Consider the following 26,243-nt stretch of genomic DNA (forward strand, 5'->3'; position numbering starts at 1 on the left):
TATGTTTTGAATGAATCTATTAATAAATTCATTTTTCCAATATACTTAATAATCCATTAAGGATTCATATTTAAAATAAATAAACCTCATGTTTGAAGCATGAGGTTTATTTAAGTGGAGATTCACAAGATTTTTTTAAGTAATTTAAATAATTTATTTCATAATCATAAAGATCTAATAAATAAGTATATTTTTTTAAAGTCATATTTAATTGTTTATTTAATATATTTATGTTACATTTTGATTCTTCAATTTGTTCAGTCAATGTTGATATTTTCTTTTGTAAATCGCTGTTTTCTTCATTAAGATTTTTTATTGAATTATTCAAAGTTTGTATAGTTTTTTCTAATTTTTTTATGTATAGTACTTTATCAGTAATATTATAGTTGGACTCATTTGTATATATTTTTTTTCCATTTGTTTTGTTATTTAAATCATTTATATTAGTGCTTTTATCATCAATTTTTTTATTTTTGTTATTTATGTTTTTATAAGTTAATTGTTTATTCATGTTATTGCTAGATATGTTTTTATTGGTTGAATTTATTATATTTTTATTATTTTGCTTTGTTATACTCTTATTTTTATCATTATGAATGATAGTATTTTTCTTCTCCTTTATACAACTTTTTGAAAAAGTATTTTCTTGATTAGAAGGAATATTATTTTTAATATTATCTTTTTTTGAGGTAGTATTTAAATTTGTAGTTAAGTTTTTAGTTGAATTTGTGATTGATTTAGTTTGAGAATATGCAGGTATAAATGGTTGTGAACAACAATTAGTGAATACAGAAGTAGATCGTATATTTATGTCTTCTGAATGGTTACTTAAATATGTTAGATTTATTATATTACCTTTTTCAAAATTTAATGATTTATTATTAGAAAATGTATGATTTTTTTCATCAGAGTTTTTATAAATTATAGAACTTCCATTATACCAAAATACTGATATAGAATTGTCTTGAGATATTAATGATGGATAAAAAGCATTATCATCATTATTTGATACTAGAATGTCTTTAGACCACACTGAATTAGATTTAGTTAAGTCTTTATATCTAATAAATAATTGTAGATTTTTATTTTTTGAAGAATTATAGCATATATAAGCTACACCAGTTTTAGTAATTAGAAAACGTAAATTATTGAAATCATCAATACATATATTATTATCAATAGGTTTCCATATATTATTATCTGGAGAGAATTGTTTTATACAATAGTTACTTGAATTATTTGGAGAATAAAAAATATATATATTATGTTTATAAGTATCAATTATATATGGTTTGGGTAATGACTTAGTTTCAATATAGTCCAGTATATTGTTTGTCCATTTGGTGTTTTTTATATAACTATGATAAATACTAAATTTAGTTTTTTTCAATTTCATTTTAGTAGCATAGAAAACATGAGGTTTATTAGAAAGTATTTTTAATTTTAAAAAGTATAGGTTAAAATTTTTAGTATTCATATAAAATATATCAGTATGATTGTGATTATTATCTAGATTATTAATTGAGTATGAAGTATACTTTAATGTTCCGTCAGTATCCATATAGATAAAATGTATTATGTTATTTTCATCAATATCTAATGAATAAGTAACAACATGTTTTTCAAGAGGTATTGATGATTGTAGTATGTTATTTTTATATTTTTCTACTATTATTTTTTTATGTTTATCAATATGAAATTGATAAAATATGTTATTTGAGGTTCGAATTACATGATAATTTTCGTTTAAATAAAACATTTTTACCTCCATCTTAAATATTATTAACTCAACTTTCGCAGGTAAAAAACAGCCGCTACGGGAAATGATATCTTGCTTAGAAACCTTTCATTTCAAAGATAATTAATAGTTAATAATGAATAATTAATAATTAAGGAAATTTTGCCTTAGGGCAAAATAACTAATATATAATTTAAGATTTTTGCTAAAGCAAAAATCAACCTTATTGTAATATATATGTAAAAAAAATTTTAATATTGCTAGGATATTCAATTATTATGTAAAAATTTTTAATAGTAGTGCATTAATTTTTAGTTTTTTGTTATAATTAATAGGTAGAAAGAGGGAGGGGTAATATGTCTATATATAGTGAAGTACCATCAGAATTAAAAAGCATAATTAATCCTTATGTGAAAAAAAGTGAAGTAGCAAAGATCTCTGATTTTATTGAATATAATGAAAAAAAATATAGAAAAGTAATTTTTGAAAAGAAAATTCTATCAAAGTTTATAGGAGAAACAGAATTTTTATTTATAGGTGAAAATGGTGAGATTATAGATAAAAGATCAATTCAAAATCAACTTGTTAAGTTAAGTTATTACCACGAAATTTTTTTTGATGAAGATAATAGGATGAGTGTTTTTAAAGCACAACAAAGTTCAGTTAAAGAAGCTCAAGATGACAAAACTTTTGAAGAGGCTATGAAAGGATTAGAGATTTTAGTTCTAAAAAAAGTAGAGGGAGCTAAAGAAGTTAAGGGAATTGTTAAACAGGTTCCACAAATGCGTAAACAGAATAATGAAAAGTTAAGCGAAGTAGTTAATTTAGTAAACAAAATGAAGAATGATAATGTTATTTTCAATGAAAGTGTTCTTGATAAAATTTATGAACATTATAAACAAGCTTTGGTTTTGAATTTTAAAAAAGTTAAGAGTATATTTAGAGGAGAAAAATATTACAGTGCTGTAAAAAAAGCTGCAGAGAAGAATAGAAGAATATATTCACTAACACTTAGACAAAAGAAATCTCTATTACTTTTTAAAACTATTTATGTAATGGGATATTTTATTAAAATTTTAAATACATATAATCAAGTTTTACATATGACAGAAAATCAATATACTAAGTTTTTAAAAAATGCAGAAAAAAGAAATATAGAATATAATATGAAACTAATACGAAACAAATAGGAAAGTATTCAACTTTCGCAGGTGAAAAATAGCCGCTACCGGAAATGATATCTTGCTCAGAAACCATTTGCTTTAAAGAAAATTAATAGTTAATAATGAATAATTAATAATTAAGGAAATTTTGCCTTAGGGCAAAATAACTAATTTAATTGTTGTTAAAAGTTTCTTACGCAATATATCATTTACTTTCGCTAAGCAGTATTTTTTACTGCGAAAGTTGGGTAAAGTATAAATAAGAAAGTAAAAAGTATAAATAAGGAAGATTTTCAAAAGTAAGTTTTGAAAATCAATATTTGTTATTTGAACTTTAATATTTATAATTTATTTCTATATCCTTGATCATCTGTTGAAGTTTATATTTATTAACTTGGAAATAAATTAAGTTACATCTATATATACAGCGTCTTCTTTTTTTACAATTTTTATATTTTCAACATCAGGATCTTCAGTACCTTGAACAAATAGTCCAGCTTTTTTTAATTCATTCACATAGTCAACTATTTCTTTTGTTATTTTTTCACCTGGACAAAGTATTGGTATTCCTGGTGGATAAGCAAGAAGAAATTCTCCACTTATTTTTCCAATACTATCCTGTATAGAAACACAAGTTTTTTCACTATTGAATGCTTCTCTTGGTATTAGAATTTGTTCAGGGATTTCTGGTATATCAGGGAAACATATTTTTTTATTGTTTTTACTGTAATATTCTAAACTAATTTCTTTAAGAGCAGTTATAAGTTTGACCATACCTTCCTTTGTATCACCAAATGAACCAACAGCAAGAGTGTTATAAAAATCTGATAATTCCATTTGAATGTGATATCTATCTGCAAGTAGTGTATCTAATTCATATCCTGTTATACCTAAATCCTTACAAGTAATTGTTATTTTAGTTGAATCAAAAGCATATGCACCAGGAGTACCTAAAATTTCTTTTCCAAAACATTTAAATCCAGGTATTTTATTTATTTCTTCTCTTACATAATCAGCTAGTCCAATAGCTTTATCTAAAAGTTCTTTTCCATTTAGTGCTATCTGTCGTCTAGCACAATCTAATGAAGCCATTAAAATGTAAGAAGGTGATGTTGTATGTAAAAGGTTCAATACTTGTTGTACTCTTCTAGTATCTATTCTATCTGAATTTACATGAAGTAGTGAACATTGAGTTAAAGCACCAATTATCTTGTGAGTACTTTGAGAACACATATCTGCACCGGCTTCTATAGCTGATACAGGTAATTTATCATTAAATCCTAAGTGTGGACCATGAGCTTCATCTACTATAAGAGGAATATCATAGTTGTGAACTATTTCAGCTATTTTTTTGATATTTGTAGCTACTCCATAATATGTTGGATTTATTATCAAAACTGCTTTAGCATCAGGATTTGCTTTTAAAGTTTCTTCTACAGTTTTAGGAGAAACTCCATGAGCTATACCTAAATCCTTATCTATTTCAGGTTGCATGTACACAGGTTCTGCACCACTTAGAATTATACCTGAGGTTACTGATTTATGAATATTTCTAGGGATTATTATTTTATCACCAGCACCTACAACTGAAAGAATCATTGATTGTATTGCCCCTGAGGTACCATGAATTGAATAAAAAGCAGTTTTTGAACCATATGCATCAGCAGCTAATTCTTGAGCTTTTTTGATTGGTCCTTTGGGATGATGAAGACTATCAACTAATTTAAAAACTGTTACATCGATTTTAAAAGCATTTGGACCTATAAAATCTTTAAAAGTTTCATCCATTCCATTACCTTTTTTATGTCCAGGTACATGAAAAGGTAGTGTTTCTCTATTTACATATTCCATTAAAGCATCAAATAATGGAGTCTCGTTTTGATTAAGTTTATACACTTTAATTAACACCTTCTTTCTTAGGAATACTCTATTTTCCTCTATAATATATAAGCTATTATACTAAAACAATATCATTATAAGTTAAATGATATTTAAATGCAATAAAAATTTTATCTATATTAAAAGTTTTTTTTCATACGTAATTATTTTAAATTTAGTATTTTCATTACTGTTGAATATTATTATAAGTTACTGTTAATAATAACTAGATAGGAGGGATAATTATGGAAAACTTAGTTATAAATAAAAGAAATTTTTCAAAATGTAATTATGTAAAAAGAGAAAGAAAAAAAGGATTAATTCCAGGTATACTCTATGGAAAAGAAATAGGAAATTATTTATTTGAAGTAGGTGAGTTGGAATTAAATAAACATATAAATGATGTAGGAGAACATGGAATTATCGATTTGGATTTACAAGGTAGCAATGTAAAAGCAATTATAAAAGAAGTTCAAAGAGAGCCAGTGAGACATAAGGTTATACATATAGATCTTCAAGAAATAGATAAGGGTAGAACAGTACAAACAGAAGTTCCTATTAATTTTAATGGAGAACGTTTAATAAGTAAAAAAGGTGGAATTTTACAAAAGGAAAGAAATAGTTTAAAAGTTCAGTGTAATGCAGAAAATTTACCAAAATCTATTGATATAGATCTTTCTTCACTTGAAATAGGAGATGTTATGAGAGTAAGTGATGTTGAATTTTCAGATGAAATAATATTAGCGGATGCTCTAGATACTGTAATAGTTTCAGTTACTGAAGGAAATACTCAAAAGTTTGATGAAGATAATGAAGATGAAAAAAATGTTGTAGAGGAACAGGGGTAATTTAGTGTCTTAAGAAAACACATAGAAGCATATATTGACTAAAAGATATTTGAATAAAATTTAGAAATTTTTAGTAAAGTTAAATGTTCTTTTGGTAATATATGCTTTTGATTTTATATGCATATACTACAAATAATGTATTTGTAGTATAATATATTTGTTATATAAATATATTACATAAATAGAATCAAAAGGGGGATGAAAATGACATTTAAAGAAAAATATGATGCATGGATTAATTCTCAATTAATTGATGAAAAAACTAAATGTGAATTATCAAATATTAAGGATAAAGAGGAAATAGAAGATAGATTTTATAAAGAGTTAGTTTTTGGTACAGGCGGACTTAGAGGTATAATTGGTGCAGGAAGTAATAGAATGAATGTATACACTGTAGGGAAAGCTACAGAAGGGTTAGCACGATATTTAAAAGATGAGTATAAGGGTGAAAATATATCAGTAAGTATTGCGTATGATTCTAGAAATATGTCTGAAGAGTTTGCTAAAGCTGCTGCGAGAACTTTATGTGCTAACGGTATTACAGTTAATTTATTTGAAAGCCTAAGACCTACTCCTATGTTATCTTTTACTGTTAGAGAGTTAGAAAGTAAGGGTGGGATTGTAATAACAGCTTCTCATAATCCTAAAGAGTATAATGGATATAAAGTTTATGGTAAAGATGGTGGACAAATAACAGGTGAGGCTGCTAAAAAAATAACTTCATATATAGATAAGATTGATGATTTTTCACAAATTAAAACTATAGACCTTAATGAAGCACAGAAAAAGAAATTATTAAATATTATTGGCGAAGAGGTAGATAAGGTTTATATAGAAAAGGTTAAGAAACTTACAATAAGAAAAGATTTAGTAAAAGAAAAAGCTAAAGATTTGAAAATTATTTATACACCTATTCATGGTAGTGGAAATAAACCTGTAAGAAGAGTTTTAAGGGAATTAGGGTATGAAAATGTTCATGTTGTTAAAGAACAAGAAAAACCAGATGGTAATTTTCCAACAGCGGAGTATCCTAATCCAGAGGAACCAAAAGTATTTGATATAGCAATTGAAATGGCAAAAGAAATAGAACCTGATTTGATATTTGGTACAGACCCAGATTGTGATAGAATTGGTGTAGTAGTTAAAGGTAAAGAAGGAAATTTTAGAGTGCTTTCAGGAAATCAGACAGGAATATTATTGACTCATTATATATTATCTTCATTAAATGAAAAGAAGGAACTTCCTAAAAATGGTGTTGTAATAAAAACTATAGTAACTACAGAAATGGTTAGGAAAATAGCACAAGAATATGAAACTGAAATTATGGATGTTCTTACTGGATTTAAATATATAGGAGAGAAAATAAAAGAATTTAATAAAGAAAAAGAAATTAACAAAAAATATTTATTTGGATTTGAAGAAAGTTTTGGATATCTTGCTGGTGAATTTGTTAGAGATAAAGATGCTGTAATAGCTGCTACTCTTATATGTGAGATGGCATTATATTATAAAACTAAGGGTATGAATTTATATGAAGCTTTAGTAGAATTATATGAAAAATATGGATTTTATAAAGAAGAGCTAGTTTCTATTACCCTTAAAGGCAAAGAAGGACAAGAAAAAATATTTAATGCAATGGAACATTTGAGGCATTGTATGAAAGCAAGTATAAATGAAATACCAATACAAAAAAAGTATGATTATAAATCTAGTATAGAAAAAGATATTAGTAACATAGATGAAAAGATTATAAACTTACCTAAATCTAACGTTTTAAAATTTGTTTTAGGTGATGGTTCTTGGTTTGTTGTAAGACCTTCAGGAACAGAGCCTAAGATAAAAATTTATTTATCAGTTATTGGAAATAGTTTGGAAAATTCTAATAAAAATATGGGAATATTTAAGAAATCAGTTATGAATTTAGTTAATGAAGCTTTAGAAAGCTAATTTAGAACTCCATGGAAACATGGAGTTTTTCTTTACAATTTGGAAAGTTTACTTTAAGATATAAAATAGATGTTTTGTTGTACAAAATTAGATTAATAAGTTCTAATGAGGTGATTAAGAATGGATATTAAAACGTATTATGCAGAAAAATTATCTAAAATGCTTTTTTTAAACATAAAAAAAGAAAAATTAAAAGATATATTTAATATTGAGTTAAAAGAAGACATATATATGCCAGTAGCTGCAGAAGATTTAGCTGAAAGAGTAAAAAAAGGTGACTTTTTACAAAAAATTCCAATAGGTTTTTTTGTTGAAGGAATGTATTATGTATTGGGAGCAGATAGTAATTTTAAATATAATGAATATTATAAAACAATGATTTTAAATACTATTGAAGCTGATCAATATATAAAAGGAAGAATAGCTAAAGAAGTTAAAAAGAAATGTTATGAAGATGCATATATTTTGCTTAAGGGGTTAACTTATATAGAAATAACCAAAGAAAATTACTTAAAAATGTTTCTTCTTTGTGATAAATTAAGAATAAAAAGTAAAATGTATAAGGATGAAGCGTTAGAAATAATAGAAAAAGCAAAACAATTTGAGGATTTTCCAGAACCATATTTTTATGAGGCACTAGTACTAAAAGATGAAGGAGATTTTCAAAAAGCTTTATTTTGTATAAATACTTATTTATCTAAAGGTGGGGAAGAGACAAAGGAAGTAAGTGAATTTAAAACATCATTAAAGATAGTAAATGATTATGATAAGGGAAAAGATCTTGTATGTGAAGATCCTGATGATGCATTAAAACTTTTGATACCATTAATTGATGATTTGGGAGATAATGCTGAAATATATTATTATATTGCAGTAGCTTATAGAAATTTACAGAATCCTGAAAAAGCTATTTATTATTTAAATGAAGCGCTAGCTATTGATAATGCAGTTGTAGAAGTTATAAATGAACTTGGTATAAATTATGCTGCAATTGGTGAATTTGAAAAAGCAATATCATATTTTAGAAGTGCTTTTCAATATACAGGTTCTATTGAGATTTGTACTAATTTAGTAATGTGTTATTTAAATATAAAGGATATAAAACAGGCAAAGGTTCATCTTAAACTTGCAAAAGAGATAGATGCCAATGATGAAGTTGTGCTTCAACTTGAAAAAATGCTAAACGTCAATGAATAGTATTTTGCCATAAGTGTATGCACAGCCAGTAAATAAAAAGAGGTATAAGAACAGGACGTAACTTTCGCAGATGAAATTCAGCCGCTCCGGGAAATGATATCTTGCTAAGAACTTGTAAACTTTGTTCAAATGTTTCTTACGCAAGATATCATTTCCCTTCGCTAAGCAGTATTTTTTTACTGCGAAAGTTGAGTTAATTATTAATTGTTATTAAAGAATTCTTTAATCCTACACTCTTTTATTTACTGATAATATGAAGAGCCTCCAATGTAAATATTTATATAATGCTCAGAATAGTGTCACTTCAGTAACAAGTTCCAATGATATCACATACACTATATAGATATTTACCACAGACAATAAGTCTTATTTTGTCAATATACTGTAAATTTTCAGGATAAGAATTACTAATTATTTGTTAAAATGGTTTTTACGCAAAATATCATTTATCTACGTTAAGCAGTATACTAGTACTGGTAAGAGGTTAAATAAAAGTTCCTAAAACTTGAGATAGAATAAAAATTCTATCTCAAGTTTAGGAGCTTTTTTATTACTTCTTCTCTATTCTTTGTACTTTGTATTTTATAATATAAGAATGTTATGTAATACACTGTAAATTTTTAGAATAAGAATTACTAAGTGTTTGCTAAAATGGTTTTTTACATAAAATATCATTTAGTAATATTCTAGTGCTGGTAAGAGGGGAAATAAGGACTTCTAAGTTTTGGTAGGGTAAAAATTTTATTTCAAGTTTAGAAATTTTTTATTACAAAAACAGTTTACAATATAACAATGTTATGTTACAATTGTTTTGTAGTTAAGAAATAGATATTTAATATTTAAATTATTTATTGTATATAAATAATTTAAAAAAAATTAAAACTTTTACTTTGGGTGAAACATCAAAAATTTAATTTTTAACGCAAGTATTAAGAAAATAATTAGCATGTAACTGAGAATGTTAAATTTTTATTAGTTATATATTCAACTTTCGTAGATGAAATACAGTTTTAATTATTAGTCCTTAATTGATATTAAATATTATTATTTTTTTGCATTTTAAGCGTAACAATGTTATGTTACATGAATATAATGAAATATGGGAAATTTAAGAATTACATGGATATTTGTTAGATAAAATTTAAAAGGAGGATGGATAATGGAAAATAATGAAACAAATTTAAAAATTACTGGAGCAGGTGAAAGCACAGGAGGAAAATATAATGAGGTTACTATATCAGGTGCAGGAGAGATTAATGGAGACATGGAATGTAATATGTTTAAGGTTGCAGGTTCAGGGGAAGTACATGGAAATTTACAGTCAAAAATAATAAAAGCTAGTGGAGCTTTTGAGGTTAATGGAAACATAGAAGGTGAAGATATAGATGGAAAGGGAGCAGTAGATATAAATGGTACATTAAAATGTAAAAATGTTAATATGGCAGGAGCTGTAGATATAGATGGAGATTTATATGGTGATATCATAAAAATTTCAGGGGCATTAGATATAAAGAAAAATTGTGAAGCAGAAATATTAAATTTAAAAGGATGTTTTGATATTGAAGGCCTTTTAAATGCAGGTCAAATAAACATTGAAATGAAAAGACGTTGTAATGTTAAGGAAATAGGAGGAGAGAAAATAGAAATAAGAAGGATAAATGAATCTTTTGTTAGCAGATTGTTTAATTTATCATCAGGTCGTAGGGGAAAACTTGAATGTGAAGTAATAGAAGGGGACGACATTTATTTAGAATATACAGAAGCAGAAGTAGTTAGGGGTAATAATATTGTATTAGGACCAGAATGTGAAATTCAATGTGTAGAATATAGGGATAGTTTTGATGCAGCACAGGATTCAAAAGTAGCAAAAGTAAAAAGAATATAAAAATAGGTTTTTCTAAATGAAAAGGGGGAAATAAAATGGAAAAGGCAGTTGAGGTTAAAGATTTAAAGAAATATTTTATAAGTAAGAATAAAAGATTATTTAAGAAGACTGAAAAAAAGGAATTTAAAGCAGTAGATGGGGTTAATTTTGATATATACAAAGGTGAAATATTCGGACTTTTAGGACCAAATGGAGCAGGAAAAACTACAACTATAAAAATGATTACAGGTTTATTAAGACCAACTTCAGGAAGTATAAAAGTAATAGGTAAAGATGTGGATAAATATCCACTGAAAGCTTTAAAGCATATTGGAACAGTATTGGCAGGAGATAGAAGTATATATTGGAAGCTTACAGCTAGAGAAAATTTAGAGTATTTTGCTTCTCTTTATGGATGTAGTAAAAAAGAAGCAAAACAAAGAACAAATCAAGTATTAGAAAGATTAGGACTTACTAAAAAAGCTGATGAACTTGTAGAAAAATTTTCAACAGGAATGAAACAGAAAGTTGCGTTAGGTAAGGCACTTATTCCCAATGCTCCTGTAGTACTTTTAGATGAGCCTACATTAGGACTTGATCCACAGGCAGCTATTAATTTAAGAGAAATAATTTTAGATATAAAAAAGGAAGGTAGAACAGTACTTTTGACTACACATTATATGGAAGAGGCAGATTTTTTAAGTGATAGAATTGCAATTATAGATAATGGTAAGATAATAGCATTAGATACTCCAAAAAATTTAAAAAATAGTTTAAATGAAGTAAAGTCATTAAAAATTGAGCTTAATAAATTCAATGATACTCTTTTAGAACAAATTAAAAAAGTTAAAGATGTAGAAAATGTAATAAATAGATATGATTCAGAAAGACGTAGATATATTGTAACGATACATCATAATGATGGGGATGTTTTAATACAAAAAATTCTAGATTGTATTGCAGCTAATAATTCCAAAGTTTTGAGTATTAATGTTAAAGAACCTTCTCTGGAAGATGTATTTATACATTTAACAGGCAAGAGTTTGAGAGAGTAGGTGATATTATGAGTCGAATTAGAACTATTTTAGCAGTAATGAGAAGACAATTTACTATTATGGTTAGATATCCTACTTGGGTAATTCAATTAATAATATGGCCTCTTATTTTCCCTCTTATATATATAATGAGTGCAGTGGGATTTGCAGGACCAGACGGGGCAGGACTTGCTACATTTAATGCTGCTGCAGGGACAAATAATTTTGTTGCATATATTGTGGTTGGAACTATGGCATGGCAGTGGGTAAATATAACAATGTGGAATTTTGGAACCTATTTAAGAGACGAACAAATGCTGGGTACTTTAGAATCTAATTGGTTATGTCCTATAAATAAATTTGATTTTTTAATTGGAGCTGGATTAGTAGATATACTTAAATCAATTCTAATTATTATAATTTCTATGTTAGAGTATAGATTTATATATGGAATTAATTTTACAGGAAATGTATTATATTGGGGATTGATATTTATAGTTATGTTTCCAGGAGTATATGGACTTGGAAGTATTTTTGCAAGTCTTGTTCTTTGGGCAAAAGAGACAGGTGCAGCAGTTCAACTGGTTAGAGGAATAATGATGATGTTATGTGGAATAACATTTCCTATAGCTATAATGCCTATTTGGATGCAAAATTTAGCTAAGACGCTGCCATTTACTTATGGAATTTCAGCGGCAAGGCAAATTATGGTAAATGGCCAAAGTGTATATGAAGCATCATATAATATCTTACTTTGTCTTATAGAAGGAATTATTCTTCTTATACTTGGAAGAGTGGCATTTATGTACACTGAAAAACGTGTAAAAAATCAAGGCGCATTAGGAAGATATTAGGGGGTGTGAATATGAAAGAAAAGATATTAAACAAATTAAATATTTATAGAGCACGATTTTTGATTAGTATGAAAATATATTTTAGATATCCAATGAATGTAATATTAACTTTTTTTGAACCACTTATATGGCTTACACCATTTTATTTTATGGGTAAAAGTTTTAGTGTTGATGGGAAAATGACAGGTTTTCAGCAGTACACTGGTAATTCAGATTTTATGGGATTTCTAGTTGTAGGATATATTATATCTGCTTATGTAAGTACAGTATTTTGGGCATTAGGATTTTCTTTAAAAGAGGAAATGCGTCAGGGAGTTTTAGAATCTAATTGGAGTGCACCAGTAAGTAGAATAACTCTTTTGGTAAGTAAGAGTGTATTTTATTTTTGTGCTACTACTGTAGAGGTAATAATAACAGGGATAGTGTGTCATTTTGTTTTTGGATTTACAATAAATGGTCAAATATTAAAAGCTATTCTATTTTTAATTCCAGGTATAATTGGAATGATGGGGTTAGGTATGATTATTGCAGGATTGGTTTTGATTGCTAAAGATGCAAATCCTATAATAGATTTAACAAATTCAGCTATTATGGGGTTTTCAGGAAGCTTTTTCCCAATAAAAGTTATGCCAAGAGGGTTTATTTTTGTATCTTTAATAATTCCAATTACTTATATATATGATAGTACTAGAGCGATATTAATAAATCAAAAACCAATATTTAATTTAAGAAAAGAATTTATTATTCTTTGTGTGGCTATGATAGTATTATGTATTTTGGGTAACTTTATATTTATGAAAATAGACAAAAAATGTAGAAGCAAGGGAATATTAGGAACACATTAAATATATTAATTCTTAATTGCTATTAAATGTTTCTTACACAGTATATAATTTCCTTCTGCTAGACAATATTTCTTTACTGGGAAAGTTGAGAGAATATATAAAGGGTTGACAAGATATAAATGTCTGTGGACAATTAAGTAAGATAGTAAGTATAAATGCTTAAAGAAGAAAGGAGGCATGAAATGGAGGAAAATCTAATTTCTAAAAAAGAATTGCTTAGTATAACAGGTATATCTTATGGACAGTTGTATAGATGGAAACGTAAGAAACTTATACCTGAAGAGTGGTTTATAAAGAAGTCATCCTTTACAGGACAGGAAACATTTTTCCCAAAAGATAAGATATTAGATAGAATAAATAAAATTAAAAATATGAAAGATGATTTGTCTTTAGATGAAATTGCAAATATGTTTGCACCAAATTTGGAACAGATATTCCTAAGAAAAGATGAAGTAATAGAAAGAAACATAGTTACAGAGATGACCATTAATATATATTTAAGTATTTATGAAAATGAACAGATATTTTCTTTTGAAAAAATATTGTTTATGTATGTATTAGAAGTATTTATGAAATCAGGTGAAGTAGGGTTAGAAGAAGGAAAAAATATTTTAACAACACTAAGTAACAATTATAAAAAATATAAAGATAACAATTATGATGTGATATTAATTAGGAAATTTGGAGCTGCAGTGTGTATGTTAGTTTCTGTTCCAAATTCTATTTATATAGAAGAGCATGCCAAATTGGTGCTAAAAGTTAATATAGTTAAATGTGTTGAAGAGTTAAAAATGAAACTTTTAGGAAATAAATATTAATTAAGACTTTCTTTGTGAGAGTCTTTTTTTTATGAATATGTACTTTTGTTCTCTTACATAAAAGGAAAATTTATAGTAAAATTATTATATTGGTCAATAAATTTATAAACTATAAATAAACTGTAAAAAAATTATTAAATATAAAAAATAAACGCTTATATTAGTATTTTATTACAATAAATAAGTTGAATAATTTTTAAAATGATGTAAAATTGTAAAAGAGAGTTGAACAATAATTAATTATTCATGAGGGAAGTGAAGAGATGCCGAAAGATAAAAAATTTATTTTATATGATATAGTTCTAATAATAGTATCGTTGTATTTAGCCCTATTATTAAGACTAGATTTTTCAATATCTAAAGAGTATATGGATTTTTTCCTATTTTCTATTATACCTGTTGTAATAATTACTTTATTTTTTAATAATGTTTTTAAATTATATAATAAAGTTTGGAAATATGCTTCTGTAGAGGAATTGATTTCAATTGTATATTCTATAACGCTTTCAAATGTTGTAATTATGTTATATAACTATTTTGTAACATATAAAATTTATGAAAGTGCATATTATAGATTCCCTTTTACTGTGCATATAATTTTTTGGTTGCTATCAGTAGTTGCTTTAGGAGGAGTTAGATTTATATATAGAGTTTTTGAAGATAGTAAAAAAATTACTACTAGTGGTGAACATGAAAAAAATGTATTAATAATAGGAGCGGGAGATGCAGGAGTTCTTCTTTTAAAGGAAATAAAGAAACATAATGAATTTAAATATAAAGTGACTGGATTTATAGATGATGATACTGATAAACATGGAAAAGTTATAAATGGTATAAAAGTTTTAGGTGGAAGAAGTAGTATTGCGAAAATTTGTAAAGAAAAGAATGTAGAAGAAATAATAATGGCTATTCCATCTACTGATTTTGGTACTAAAAAAGAAATAATATCAATTTGTAAAGAAACAAAGTGCAAATTAAAAACTATACCAGGTATTTATGAAATAATTAATGAAGAAGTAAACATTAGCAAAATAAGAGATGTTAATATCGAAGATTTGTTAGGAAGAGAGCCTATAAAATTAAATAATAATGTTATAAATAAATACGTTAAGGATAAGATTGTGTTGGTAACTGGTGGTGGTGGTTCAATTGGATCAGAAATATGCAGACAATTAGCTAAATTTAATCCTAAAAAATTATTAATTTTAGATATATATGAAAATAATGCTTATGAATTGCAAAGAGAACTAGAAGAAATATACCCAGAACTACATAAGGAAGTTATAATAGCTTCAATTAGAGATGTAAAAAGGTTAAATGAAGTTTTTGATAAATATAGACCTAATGTTGTATTTCATGCAGCAGCTCATAAACATGTTCCTTTAATGGAGGAAAATCCAAAAGAAGCTATAAAAAATAATGTCGTAGGGACTTATAATGTAGCTAGATGTAGTGATAAGTTCAAAGTTAATAAATTTGTTCAAATTAGTACAGATAAAGCAGTTAATCCTACAAATATAATGGGAGCTACTAAGAGATTTTGTGAAATGATTATTCAAGCTTTTGATAAAGTAAGTGATACTGAATATGTGGCTGTTAGATTTGGAAATGTATTAGGAAGTAATGGGTCTGTCATACCATTATTTAAAAAACAAATAGCTCATGGTGGACCAGTTACAGTTACTCATCCAGAAATAAACAGATTTTTTATGACAATACCTGAAGCTGCTCAACTTGTAATACAAGCTGGAGGAATGGCACAAGGTGGAGAAATATTTGTTTTAGATATGGGAGAGCCAGTTAAAATAGTTGATTTAGCAAAAGAACTAATAACATTATCAGGATTACAACCAGAAAAAGATATAAAAATAGAATATACTGGTTTAAGACCAGGAGAAAAATTATATGAAGAATTGTTAATGAATGAACTTGCATTGACTTCTACAAAGCATGATAAAATCTTTGTTGAAAAACCAATGGAATCAGATATTAATTATATTGAACAATGTATTGAACAATTTAAGGATGCTGTAAAACAAGATAATGAGGCTATATTTAACATTATGGAAGAAAAAGTTCCAACATATAAGAGAAAAATAAATAAGTAAGTTTAGGAGAGTTATCATGAAGGTATTAGTTATTTCACATATGTATCCATCTACATTTAATCATATGTCAGGAATTTTTGTCCATAAACAGGTAAAAGAATTGATTAAATTAGGTTGTGAAGTTAAAGTTATTTCTCCTGTACCTTTGGCACCTTTTCCATTAAATAAAATAAGTACTAAATGGAAAAAATATTCACAGATTCCAAAAAAAAATGTAATAGATGGTGTTGAGGTGTATTATCCTAGATATATTGAATTTCCTAAAGGATATTTTTTTGCAAAGTCTGGTTATAGAATGTATAAAAGTATAAAATCAATTGCTAAAAATTTAAATGAAATATATAAATTTGATTTGATACAATCTCATGTAGCATTGCCAGATGGATATTGTGGTATGATTCTAAGTAAAGAATTGAACTTACCTCATGTAGTAACGATACATGGACAAGATTTTCAATGTACAATAAATAGAAGTGAAAAATTAAAACGAAAAGTATTTGAAGTTTTAAATGAAGTTGATAAATCAATTGTTGTAAGTAATAAATTGAAAAATGTAGTTAAGTCAGAAAAATTTATAAATAAAATTGAAGTTGTCAATAATGGTATAGATGTTGAAGATTGTAAAAGTAATAATGGTGAGACTTCTATAAATACTAATGAATGTATTAATATTTTAAGTGCATCTAATTTAATAAAAACTAAAGGACTTGAATTTAATTTAAAGGCAATTTCTAAATTAGTAAATAAATATTCTAACATTAAATATTATATAATTGGTGATGGAGAAGAAAAAGAAAATTTGAGTAGGTTAGCTAAAGAGCTTAATATTTACAATAATATTGTTTTCTTAGGAAGACTAAATCATAATGAAGTTATGAATTATATGGCTCAATGTGACATTTTTTCACTTCCAAGTTGGAAGGAAGGATTTGGGGTCGTATATGTAGAAGCTATGCTTCAAGGAAAACCGGTTATTGGAATTAAAGGTGAAGGTATTGAAGATGTAATAGTAAATAAAGAAAATGGAATGTTAGTAAAACCTAAGAACGTTGATGAATTGGTAGGGGCTTTAGAATTTTTAATAACTAATTCTAAAAAAGCTGAAATTATAGGAGAGAAAGCTAAACAAACTGTTATCAATGATTTTACATGGAAAAACAACGCACAAAAGACTATAAAGATATATAATAGTATAATGTAGATGTTGTTGTAAAAAATTTGACGTTAATATTAAGTAAGGTTATAATCTAAGTGTTTATAATTTATTGAATTTGAGGAGGAGAATTACATGTCCATTAAAGAAAAACTTATAGAAAAAATACAAAAAAAAGAAGCAGTAATAGGAGTAGTAGGATTAGGATATGTGGGCCTTCCATTAGCGGTAGAAAAAGCTAAGGCAGGATATAAAGTAATAGGATTTGATGTTCAAGAAAAAAAAGTTAATATGGTAAATGAAGGACATAATTATATTGGAGATATATTAGATAATGAGCTTGAAGATTTAGTTAAAAAAGGAATGTTAAAAGCTACAACAGATTTTAGTTTTATAAAAGATGTAGATACAGTAGCAATAGCAGTTCCAACTCCATTAGATAAATTTAAACAACCGGATGTATCATATGTTGTAAGTTCAACAAAGGATATAGCAAAGCATTTACATAAAGGAATGCTTGTAGTATTAGAAAGCACAACATATCCAGGAACAACAGAAGAAATAGTAAAACCAATATTAGAAGAATCAGGATTAAAATGTGGAGAAGATTTCTTTTTAGCATTTTCACCAGAAAGAGTTGATCCAGGTAATAAATTATATAAGACTAAAAACACTCCAAAAGTAGTAGGAGGATGTGGAGAAGATTCTACAAAAGTGGCAGCAATGCTTTATAGAAATGTATTAGAAGGAGAAATATTTGAAGTATCATGTCCAGCAGTAGCAGAAATGGAAAAGATACTAGAAAATACATTTAGACATATAAATATAGGACTTGTAAATGAAATGGCAATACTATGCAAAAAAATGGGTATAGATATATGGGAAGTAATAGAAGCAGCAAAAACAAAACCATATGGATTTATGGCATTTTACCCAGGTCCAGGACTTGGAGGACACTGCATACCACTAGATCCATTCTACTTAACATATAAAGCAAGAGAGTATGATTATCATACAAGACTAATAGAAACAGCAGGAGAAATAAATGATTTCATGCCAGAATTTGTAGTAGATAATGCAATGAGATTATTAAATAAAGAAAAGAAAGCAATGAATGGAGCAAAAGTATTACTTTTAGGAGTAGCATATAAAAAAGATATAGATGACATGCGAGAGTCTCCAGCACTAAAGGTAATAGAACATTTAGAAAAAAATGGAGCAAATATTATGTATAATGACCCATATGTACCAAGTTTTAAGCATAAAGGAAAAGAATATGCTTCCATAAATTGGGAACAAGGAATAAAGGAAGCAGATATAGTAATAGTAACAACAGCTCACAGCGATTATAATTATCAAAAAATAGTTGATGAATCAGCTATATTATATGATACAAGAAATGCTACTAAAGAAGTTAAAAACAATAGAGAAAAAATATATAAATTATAATTACAATAAAGTAAGGCATGCATTTTATGCATGCCGTAATTGTGCATAAATTCCAATAATATCTAATTAATAATAATATGAGGTGGTAAATATGAAAAAATTAAGATTTGCTATAATTGGATGTGGAAGAATTTCTTATAAACATGTAGAAGCAATAGTTAATAATAGAGAAGAAGCAGAACTTGTTGCACTTTGTGACATTATAAAAGAAAAAGCAGAAGAAAAGAAAAACGAATATATTAAAAAAATAGAAAAAGAATGCAGCATAAATGTGTATACAGATTATAAAGAAATGTTAGAAAAAGAAGATATTGATGTGATTACAATAGCAACAGAAAGTGGATATCATCCAGAAATAGCTATGTATAGTATGAATAAAAAGAAAAATGTAATTGTTGAAAAACCAATGGCACTTTCAATTGAAGATGCAGATAAAATGATTGAATGTGCAAAAGAAAATGATGTTAAGTTATGTGTAAGTCATCAAAACAGATTTAATAAACCAATACAACAATTAAGAAAAGCAGTAGAAGAAGATAGATTTGGAAGACTTGTTAATGGAACAGCTAGAATTCTTTGGAATAGAAACATGGGATATTATGAGCAAGCACCATGGAGAGGAACTTGGAAACTTGATGGTGGAACACTTATGAATCAATGTATACATAATATAGATTTATTACAATGGATGATGGGCGGAGAAATAGATACTGTTTACGCTCAATGTGATACTTTCTTAAGAGATATAGAAGCAGAAGATTTTGGAGCTATAGTTATTAGATTTAAAAATGGAGCTATAGGTATAGTTGAAGGAAGTGCATGTGTATATCCAAAGAATTTAGAAGAAACATTAAGTATCTTTGGACAAAATGGAGCTGTATGTATAGGTGGTCTTGCTGTAAATAAAATTGAAACATGGAGATTTAAAGACGGAAAAGATAGTGAAGAAGCGATATTAAATGCACAAGAAGGAGATCCAGATACAGTTTATGGATTCGGACATACTCCATTATTCAAAGATATGATAGATTCTATAAACAATGGTACACAACCATTAGTAAGTGGAGAAGAAGGTAAAAAAGGTATGTCTATAATACTTGCTGCATATAAATCAAGACTTACAGGAATGCCAGTTAAATTCCCAATGGATAAATTCTCTACTATGGAAATGGTTAATGTAGAGAAAATACACAAGTAGTTATAATAAAATTATAAGTTGAGGAGTTTAAGGATGAATATGAATTATATATCAGATAAAGCTCATTTAGGTAATGATATTAAAATAGGAAGATTTTCAATTGTAGAAGATAATGTGGTTATAGGTGATAATTGCTTAATAGGAAATAATGTAGTTATTCATGAAGGTTCAATAATTGGAGATAATGTAAGAATTGATGATAATACTGTTATAGGAAAACTTCCAATGAGATCTGTAAATAGCATATTTAAAGATGAGGATAAATTGGCTCCATGTAAAATTTCTAATGAATGTTTGATTGGAGCAGGAGTTATAGTATATGCTGGTTGTGGAATTGGAGAAAAGACTTTAATTGCAGATTTAGCTGTTGTTCGAGAAAATGTTACAATAGGACAAAGAACAATTATTGGTAAAGGAGCTACTATAGAAAATTTCTGTAAGGTAGGATCAAATTGTAAGATACAAACAAATGTGTATGTAACAGCATATTCAGAAATAGAAGATTATGTATTTATTGCACCTTGTGTTGTAACTTCTAATGATAATTATGCAGCTAGATCAAAAGAAAGATTTAAACATTTTAAGGGTGTTACTGTTAAAAAAGGTGGAAGAATTGGAGCGGGTTCAGTTATTCTTCCAGGAAAAGTTATAAACGAAGATGGTTTTGCAGCAGCGGGAAGTGTAGTTACTAAAGATGTTGAAAGTGCTAAGATAGTTGCCGGTAATCCAGCAAAATGTTTTAGAGATGTTCCAGAGGAACAGTTATTAAAAAATCAATAAGGTCTACGAGGTGGAATAGATGAGAATTTGTATGCTTACGTCTGGTCATGATGTTTATGATAATAGAATTTATTATAAAGAAATATTATCATTGAAAAAAAAATATGATGATATATATATTGTTGCACCAGGGGATAAAGATTTCATTACAGAAGAAGGAATAAAAGTTAAGTGTTTTGAAAAAAGAAAATCATGGCATGATAGATTTAGACCAATGAAAGATATGTTTAGGATTGCAAAGGAAATACAAGCAGATGTATACCATGCTCATGAACCAGATTCTTTTCAAGTAGCTGTTAAATTAAAAAATGCTTTAGGATGTAAGGCTATTTATGATTCTCATGAATATCATCCAGAAGGTTTTAGTGAACACTTTAAGGTATGTAAAAAATTTGTGGAAAAAGCTATATATCTTTACGAAAAAAAATTAGGAAAGCAAGCAGATTATATAATTACAGTAAATCAAATTTTGGTAGACAAATTTAAAGAATATAATGATAATGTGGCATTGATACCAAATTATCCTGTACTGAAACATGAGGATGTAAACAAGGTTGAAGAGGATAAAGCTGTATTTGTATATGTTGGTGGACTTAGAGAAGATAGAGGTATATTGAAAATTTTAGAAGCTGTAGAATTTGTAAAATATGATTGTAAATATTTATTTATAGGACCTTTTGAAAATAATGAGTTTAAATCAAAAGTGGATAATTTTATTGAGGATAGACTACATGGAAAAGATGTTATCTTTACAGGTAAAATACCTCACGTTGAGGTTTTTGATTATTTAAAAAAGGCTTCAGCTGGATTCGTATTATTACAACCACAAAATTGGAGATATGTAAATTCAGAACCTATAAAAATGTTTGAATACATGATGAGTAAAACAGCAGTAATTGCTAGTGATTTCCCTATGATGAGAAATGTAGTAAAAAAATATAATTGTGGACTTGTTGTTGATCCAAGTGATCCACAAAAGATTGCAGATACTATTGAAAAAATAGTTGAAGATAAGGAACAAAACAATAAGATGGGAAAAAATGGATTAGATAAAGTAAAAGAGTTATATAATTGGTCTGTCTGTGAACAAAGATTATTAAGAGCATATGAGAAGTTGCAATAGATACTTTAAAAAATAGTACTCTAGTGTATATAAATGATATTTATATAGTTAAAAATTGAGAGTTGAAAGTAAAGGATGACTTTTGCTTTGGCAGAAAGTTTTAAATAGTGAATATACTTTATTATTTTTCCTTGACTTTCAATTTTCAATTCTTAAAATTATACTATTCAATAAGTAATAACTTTTTAGCAATATATCATTTATTCCAAGCTAGTTATGTTAACTTATAACTTATGTAATTTAAATTATATTTAAGATTTAGGAGTTGTAGATTTATGAGAAAAAAGTCCATTAGATTTATGGTTTGTTCACTAATAACTGTAATTTTATTGGTTGTTTCGGTAATTTACAGAATAAGTATAAATGAAGACATTAAGTTAAGTGCTTCAGGTGATAAAAATGTTTCTAATGACCCAAAGTTAAAAGGAAAAACTATTGTAAGAGTATGGATAAGAAAAGATAGTGTATCTTCAACTAGAGCATATCAAGTAGAAAAATTTAATGAAGAGAATGATGATGTATACATAATGTTAAGCGAATATAAACAAGATTATGACAACTTAACAAAGACTGCATTAGCAGCAGAAAAAGGACCAGATATTATGACTTATGCATTTTTTGAAATGATAAAAGATGGTCAAATATCTAATTTAGAAAAAGCAGGAGTAAACTTAAATAAAATTGGCAAAGAAAATTTGGTGTATTATAACGGTGAGCCATTTGGAACTAGAATGATAGAAAACAATGTTAAATTTATATGGAATAAAGATATATTTAAAAAGGCAGGGTTAGATCCTAATAAACCACCTAAAACATTTAAACAACTAATAGAATATTGTGAAAAAATAAAGAAAATAGACCCGGATATCATACCTTTTCAGTTTCCTCTAAATAGTTATCAAGATTTCAAATTATCTATTGGGGAACCAAGTGTTAATTTAGGAAATATATATACAACATTTTGGGATTATAAGAATGGAAATTATGATTTTAATTATGCACAAAACATTTTAAGTGTATATAATGAATTATATTTTAAAGGATTATTGGATAAAGATTTTGATAAAAAAAGTAGGAAACAGTTAAGAACGGATTTTTATAAAGGAAAATCAGCTATGATGTTAAGTACTTTTGAAGATAAAGGGTATTTTTCAAATATTATTCCTCTTTCTTTTGATACAGGGATAGCTAATTTGCCTAAGGTTCATGATGAGGACGATAATAAGCAATATTTCTTAGCAAACTCTAATTTCTTATGTATAAATAATAAGATAACGGAAAAAAGTGATAAAGAGAAAAAAGCTGTTCTTCAAGTTTATGAGTGGTTAACTTCACAAGAGCCTAATAAAGAAATATTAAAAACAAGAATGGCAATTTTGCCATTGGTAAAAGATACTAAAGTAGAGAGTGATATATATAAAGAATATAATAATGTAAACAATTTTAAAACAGAAGCTTATGATCCATCAATATTTATAAGCAGAAATTCATCACAAACTGTTCAATTATGTGTTGAAACAATAAAAGGAGATAAACAGATAAGACAAGCAATAGATGAATTAAATAAGAGTTATGTGGAGGCTTGTAACATTAGTAATAAGTATAGAGTATTAGACTTGAAGAGTTATACTAAGTAAAGAGTGACAAGTTATCGTATAAAAAATAGTAAAGATAAGGGGAAGAAGTTTGAGTATGAGTATAAATTTAAAGAGGTTCTTTAAAGAAAATAATAAGATACTTATTATTAGTTTTATTATTTCGGTTTTAATAGGCATCTTAAATTTAAAAAGAATAGGAATAAAAGATTCATCTATGATGTTTTTAGCAACGTTTGTGTTAATTATAGAGATATATCTTATTTTTAAAGATATGAAAAAATCAATGTTGTTATTTATAATATCTTTACCTATACTAGTAACAGCAAGAAAAGTATGTTATTTTGATTTGTTGTTTGTTAAAATAGCGTATGAATCTATATATGTTACTATATTATTTGTATATAATCTAAAAAACATAATAAAAGGTATACGAGAATGTAAAAATTATAAAAGTTCTTTATTTTATAGATTTTATTTTATAATATTAATGTTTTTGATTTTTGTATATAATAGTAATATTTACTCTATTAATGTATCAAAAAGTTTAAGCGATACTTATTTTGGAGTTGTAGTTCCTATTATGTTCATGCTTTGTGCAATAGAAATATTAAAAAAAGAAGACATTAAAGAAGTAATATTTTGCTTAGTAATTAGTATAGATTTTAGTTGTTTGTATGGTATGATGCAGCTCTTGAAAGATGGTATTTCATTTAGAATTATAATAAAAAATAGAGCATTTTTAACTTTTGGTTATCATAATGTAAATATTTTTGCAGCTATTTTAGTAACTATAATGCCTTTATTGTTAGAGATGGTTTTATATAAAAAGTTAAAAAATAAAAAAGAAAAAATATTTGCATACAGTTCATTATTACTTCAGGGAGCGGCTTTGATAATTACATTTACAAGAGGAGCTTGGCTTTGTTTCATCGCATCAATTTTCTTATTATTAATAAGTAAAAAATATAAAAAACTTTTAATTGTGTTTATTGTTGCAGGATTAATACTTGCTAAACCTGCACTTAGTTTCATAATATCAAGAGGTACTGGAAATACAACACTACTAACAAATGAATCTTCAGTGGCAAGAATTCAGTCAATTTTTACGGATATAAATATAATTAAAAAATATCCTTTTGGAATTGGTATGAGTAATTTTGCTCACAAATACAAAGAATTTGCAGGGGTAGGGTATCTTTCAATGCCAGAAAAATTTAGATGGAAAGTAACAGCAGCACATTATATGCTGGAACATGCACATAATTTGTTACTTCAAATAGGAGTAGAATTTGGTATTGTATCATTAATTTTATTTATTATGCTGCTAATAAATAGAGTAAAGGTAATGTTAAAAGATTATGAACAGAATAGGGGATTATTTGTATCACTAATAATATATACAATTATATCAACTATGACAGGAAATGAATTTAATCATAAGGGAGTAATCACTGGTACATTAATAATATTCTTAGTTTTTGCTTTAATACAAATAAATAATAAAGGAAAATGTTATACAAAACAAAATAAAAATATAAGGTGATCAATATGAATGAAAAGAAAGATATAAGTACAGTATCTGTTGTAATTCCTTGTAGAAATGAAAAAAAATTTATTAGTGAGTGTATAGATTCTTTTGTAAATCAAACCTATGATAAGGAACTATATGAGGTTTTAATTTGTGATGGAATGTCAGATGATGGTACTAGAGACATTGTTAAAGGGTATGAAGAAAAATATAAAAATATTAGGCTTGTTGACAATGTAGGATTATCAGCACCAAAAGGTATGAATGAAGGAATAAGAAAAAGTAAAGCTGATGTAATAATAATTTTTGGGGCACATGCTTATGCAGACAAAGATTTTATAAAGAATAATGTAAAATTATTAAATAAAGATAAAAGTGTAGGATGTGCAGGAGGTCCTATAGAAACTATCAATGATAGTGATAAAGGAAGAGCAGTAGCATTAGCTATGAGTTCACCTTTTGGAGTTGGAAATGCATTATTTAGATATGCAAAGAAAGAAATGTATGTAGATACAGTAGCTTTTGGTGCATACAGAAGAGATGTTTTAGAAGAAATAGGATATTTTGATTCAGAATTGGTTAGAAATCAAGATGATGAAATAAATTATAGAGTTACAAAAGCAGGATATAATATCTTACTTTCACCAACTGTAAAATCTTATTATTATAGTAGAGCTTCATTAAAAAAATTATGGAGACAATATTTTCAGTATGGTTTTTGGAAAGTTAGAGTAATGCAGAAACATGGAAAAACTGCATCTGTAAGGCATTTAGTACCAATGACATTTGTACTTACAAATCTTTTAGGAATAATATTAGGTATGTTTTTTAAACCAATACTAATTTTGTGGTTAGTTGAACTGGCAGCATATTTAACATGTGATATAATATCTTCATTTAAATTAATTAAAAGGAAATTTAATTTACTAAAATACATACCAATAATTTTTCCTATTCTTCATTTAAGTTATGGAATAGGATTCTTACAAGGATTATTTGTGTTTTATTTGTTTAAATCTAAAAAATATATTAATAAAAACACAAAAATGTCAAGGTAAATTAGTTTAATAAGCTTGCATGTAATTGAAATAAATTACATGCTTATTTTATAATATAGTTA

20 protein-coding genes are annotated in these 26,243 nt (G+C 26.6%); 18 read left to right on the forward strand and 2 right to left on the reverse strand.

Annotated features, from left to right (window positions below; all coding sequences use genetic code 11):
• Positions 1 to 106 precede the first annotated feature (106 nt).
• Positions 107 to 1,759 (reverse strand): hypothetical protein, encoded by a 1,653-nt coding sequence (locus ACFIJ5_RS04730; RefSeq protein WP_379804408.1) that lies wholly within the window; start codon positions 1,757 to 1,759, stop codon positions 107 to 109.
• A 335-nt stretch (positions 1,760 to 2,094) separates the two neighbouring features.
• On the opposite strand from ACFIJ5_RS04730, the gene ACFIJ5_RS04735 reads away from it, so the two are divergent.
• Positions 2,095 to 2,928 (forward strand): hypothetical protein, encoded by an 834-nt coding sequence (locus tag ACFIJ5_RS04735; RefSeq protein ID WP_379804410.1) that lies wholly within the window; start codon positions 2,095 to 2,097, stop codon positions 2,926 to 2,928.
• 378 nt (positions 2,929 to 3,306) lie between these two features.
• Here ACFIJ5_RS04735 and ACFIJ5_RS04740 read toward each other — a convergent pair whose 3' ends face one another.
• Positions 3,307 to 4,797, reverse strand: coding sequence for an aminotransferase class I/II-fold pyridoxal phosphate-dependent enzyme (locus tag ACFIJ5_RS04740; protein ID WP_379804413.1), 1,491 nt, complete (start codon positions 4,795 to 4,797; stop codon positions 3,307 to 3,309).
• Between the two features lie 227 nt (positions 4,798 to 5,024).
• Between ACFIJ5_RS04740 and ACFIJ5_RS04745 the strand changes: the two genes are divergently transcribed.
• The 17 genes from ACFIJ5_RS04745 to ACFIJ5_RS04825 all read left to right on the forward strand — a co-directional run bounded on the left by ACFIJ5_RS04745 (position 5,025) and on the right by ACFIJ5_RS04825 (position 26,181).
• Positions 5,025 to 5,627, forward strand: coding sequence for a 50S ribosomal protein L25 (locus ACFIJ5_RS04745; protein ID WP_379804416.1), 603 nt, complete (start codon positions 5,025 to 5,027; stop codon positions 5,625 to 5,627).
• 204 nt (positions 5,628 to 5,831) lie between these two features.
• The gene (locus ACFIJ5_RS04750; protein ID WP_379804419.1) at positions 5,832 to 7,574 is read left to right on the forward strand and encodes a phospho-sugar mutase; all 1,743 of its coding nucleotides are present in this window, start codon (positions 5,832 to 5,834) and stop codon (positions 7,572 to 7,574) included.
• A 120-nt stretch (positions 7,575 to 7,694) separates the two neighbouring features.
• On the forward strand, positions 7,695 to 8,771 hold the full coding sequence (locus tag ACFIJ5_RS04755; RefSeq protein WP_379804422.1) for a tetratricopeptide repeat protein: 1,077 nt from the start codon (positions 7,695 to 7,697) through the stop codon (positions 8,769 to 8,771).
• Between the two features lie 1,159 nt (positions 8,772 to 9,930).
• Complete coding sequence (locus ACFIJ5_RS04760; RefSeq protein WP_379804425.1) at positions 9,931 to 10,656, forward strand: cell shape determination protein CcmA; 726 nt, start codon at positions 9,931 to 9,933, stop codon at positions 10,654 to 10,656.
• 35 nt (positions 10,657 to 10,691) lie between these two features.
• Positions 10,692 to 11,690: an ABC transporter ATP-binding protein gene (locus ACFIJ5_RS04765; protein ID WP_379804428.1), complete on the forward strand. Its 999-nt coding sequence runs from the start codon at positions 10,692 to 10,694 to the stop codon at positions 11,688 to 11,690.
• A gap of 8 nt (positions 11,691 to 11,698) precedes the next feature.
• Complete coding sequence (locus ACFIJ5_RS04770) at positions 11,699 to 12,523, forward strand: ABC transporter permease (RefSeq protein WP_379804431.1); 825 nt, start codon at positions 11,699 to 11,701, stop codon at positions 12,521 to 12,523.
• 11 nt (positions 12,524 to 12,534) lie between these two features.
• Entirely contained in the window at positions 12,535 to 13,368 is an 834-nt protein-coding gene (locus ACFIJ5_RS04775) for an ABC transporter permease (protein WP_379804433.1), read from the forward strand.
• A 182-nt stretch (positions 13,369 to 13,550) separates the two neighbouring features.
• Positions 13,551 to 14,186: a YhbD family protein gene (locus ACFIJ5_RS04780; protein ID WP_379804436.1), complete on the forward strand. Its 636-nt coding sequence runs from the start codon at positions 13,551 to 13,553 to the stop codon at positions 14,184 to 14,186.
• Positions 14,187 to 14,449: 263 nt separating this feature from the next.
• Positions 14,450 to 16,294 carry a polysaccharide biosynthesis protein gene (locus ACFIJ5_RS04785; RefSeq protein WP_379804439.1) on the forward strand — a complete coding sequence of 615 codons (1,845 nt, stop codon included), beginning with the start codon at positions 14,450 to 14,452 and terminating at the stop codon, positions 16,292 to 16,294.
• A gap of 16 nt (positions 16,295 to 16,310) precedes the next feature.
• Positions 16,311 to 17,495, forward strand: a complete 1,185-nt coding sequence (locus ACFIJ5_RS04790; RefSeq protein WP_379804442.1) for a glycosyltransferase — start codon at positions 16,311 to 16,313, stop codon at positions 17,493 to 17,495.
• Positions 17,496 to 17,582: 87 nt separating this feature from the next.
• The gene (locus ACFIJ5_RS04795; protein ID WP_379804444.1) at positions 17,583 to 18,896 is read left to right on the forward strand and encodes a nucleotide sugar dehydrogenase; all 1,314 of its coding nucleotides are present in this window, start codon (positions 17,583 to 17,585) and stop codon (positions 18,894 to 18,896) included.
• Between the two features lie 91 nt (positions 18,897 to 18,987).
• Positions 18,988 to 20,094: a Gfo/Idh/MocA family protein gene (locus ACFIJ5_RS04800; protein WP_379804446.1), complete on the forward strand. Its 1,107-nt coding sequence runs from the start codon at positions 18,988 to 18,990 to the stop codon at positions 20,092 to 20,094.
• A gap of 33 nt (positions 20,095 to 20,127) precedes the next feature.
• A complete protein-coding gene (locus ACFIJ5_RS04805) occupies positions 20,128 to 20,874 on the forward strand; it encodes an acyltransferase (protein ID WP_379804448.1) in 747 nt (248 codons plus the stop codon).
• A gap of 19 nt (positions 20,875 to 20,893) precedes the next feature.
• On the forward strand, positions 20,894 to 21,997 hold the full coding sequence (locus ACFIJ5_RS04810) for a glycosyltransferase family 4 protein (RefSeq protein ID WP_379804451.1): 1,104 nt from the start codon (positions 20,894 to 20,896) through the stop codon (positions 21,995 to 21,997).
• Between the two features lie 275 nt (positions 21,998 to 22,272).
• On the forward strand, positions 22,273 to 23,634 hold the full coding sequence (locus ACFIJ5_RS04815; RefSeq protein WP_379804454.1) for an extracellular solute-binding protein: 1,362 nt from the start codon (positions 22,273 to 22,275) through the stop codon (positions 23,632 to 23,634).
• Positions 23,635 to 23,689: 55 nt separating this feature from the next.
• Positions 23,690 to 25,138 carry an O-antigen ligase family protein gene (locus ACFIJ5_RS04820; RefSeq protein ID WP_379804457.1) on the forward strand — a complete coding sequence of 483 codons (1,449 nt, stop codon included), beginning with the start codon at positions 23,690 to 23,692 and terminating at the stop codon, positions 25,136 to 25,138.
• Positions 25,139 to 25,143: 5 nt separating this feature from the next.
• On the forward strand, positions 25,144 to 26,181 hold the full coding sequence (locus ACFIJ5_RS04825; protein ID WP_379804460.1) for a glycosyltransferase family 2 protein: 1,038 nt from the start codon (positions 25,144 to 25,146) through the stop codon (positions 26,179 to 26,181).
• Positions 26,182 to 26,243: the final 62 nt, after the last annotated feature.

The sequence above is a fragment of the Haloimpatiens myeolchijeotgali genome (assembly GCF_042688525.2).
Classification (GTDB): domain Bacteria; phylum Bacillota; class Clostridia; order Clostridiales; family Clostridiaceae; genus Haloimpatiens.

Coding starts and splice junctions, on each gene's coding strand:
- ACFIJ5_RS04730 (WP_379804408.1), bottom strand. CDS start 1,759: ATGTTTTATTTAAACGAAAATTATCATGTAATTCGAACCTCAAATAAC.
- ACFIJ5_RS04735 (WP_379804410.1), top strand. CDS start 2,095: ATGTCTATATATAGTGAAGTACCATCAGAATTAAAAAGCATAATTAAT.
- ACFIJ5_RS04745 (WP_379804416.1), top strand. CDS start 5,025: ATGGAAAACTTAGTTATAAATAAAAGAAATTTTTCAAAATGTAATTAT.
- ACFIJ5_RS04750 (WP_379804419.1), top strand. CDS start 5,832: ATGACATTTAAAGAAAAATATGATGCATGGATTAATTCTCAATTAATT.
- ACFIJ5_RS04755 (WP_379804422.1), top strand. CDS start 7,695: ATGGATATTAAAACGTATTATGCAGAAAAATTATCTAAAATGCTTTTT.
- ACFIJ5_RS04760 (WP_379804425.1), top strand. CDS start 9,931: ATGGAAAATAATGAAACAAATTTAAAAATTACTGGAGCAGGTGAAAGC.
- ACFIJ5_RS04765 (WP_379804428.1), top strand. CDS start 10,692: ATGGAAAAGGCAGTTGAGGTTAAAGATTTAAAGAAATATTTTATAAGT.
- ACFIJ5_RS04770 (WP_379804431.1), top strand. CDS start 11,699: ATGAGTCGAATTAGAACTATTTTAGCAGTAATGAGAAGACAATTTACT.
- ACFIJ5_RS04775 (WP_379804433.1), top strand. CDS start 12,535: ATGAAAGAAAAGATATTAAACAAATTAAATATTTATAGAGCACGATTT.
- ACFIJ5_RS04780 (WP_379804436.1), top strand. CDS start 13,551: ATGGAGGAAAATCTAATTTCTAAAAAAGAATTGCTTAGTATAACAGGT.
- ACFIJ5_RS04785 (WP_379804439.1), top strand. CDS start 14,450: ATGCCGAAAGATAAAAAATTTATTTTATATGATATAGTTCTAATAATA.
- ACFIJ5_RS04790 (WP_379804442.1), top strand. CDS start 16,311: ATGAAGGTATTAGTTATTTCACATATGTATCCATCTACATTTAATCAT.
- ACFIJ5_RS04795 (WP_379804444.1), top strand. CDS start 17,583: ATGTCCATTAAAGAAAAACTTATAGAAAAAATACAAAAAAAAGAAGCA.
- ACFIJ5_RS04800 (WP_379804446.1), top strand. CDS start 18,988: ATGAAAAAATTAAGATTTGCTATAATTGGATGTGGAAGAATTTCTTAT.
- ACFIJ5_RS04805 (WP_379804448.1), top strand. CDS start 20,128: ATGAATATGAATTATATATCAGATAAAGCTCATTTAGGTAATGATATT.
- ACFIJ5_RS04810 (WP_379804451.1), top strand. CDS start 20,894: ATGAGAATTTGTATGCTTACGTCTGGTCATGATGTTTATGATAATAGA.
- ACFIJ5_RS04815 (WP_379804454.1), top strand. CDS start 22,273: ATGAGAAAAAAGTCCATTAGATTTATGGTTTGTTCACTAATAACTGTA.
- ACFIJ5_RS04820 (WP_379804457.1), top strand. CDS start 23,690: ATGAGTATAAATTTAAAGAGGTTCTTTAAAGAAAATAATAAGATACTT.
- ACFIJ5_RS04825 (WP_379804460.1), top strand. CDS start 25,144: ATGAATGAAAAGAAAGATATAAGTACAGTATCTGTTGTAATTCCTTGT.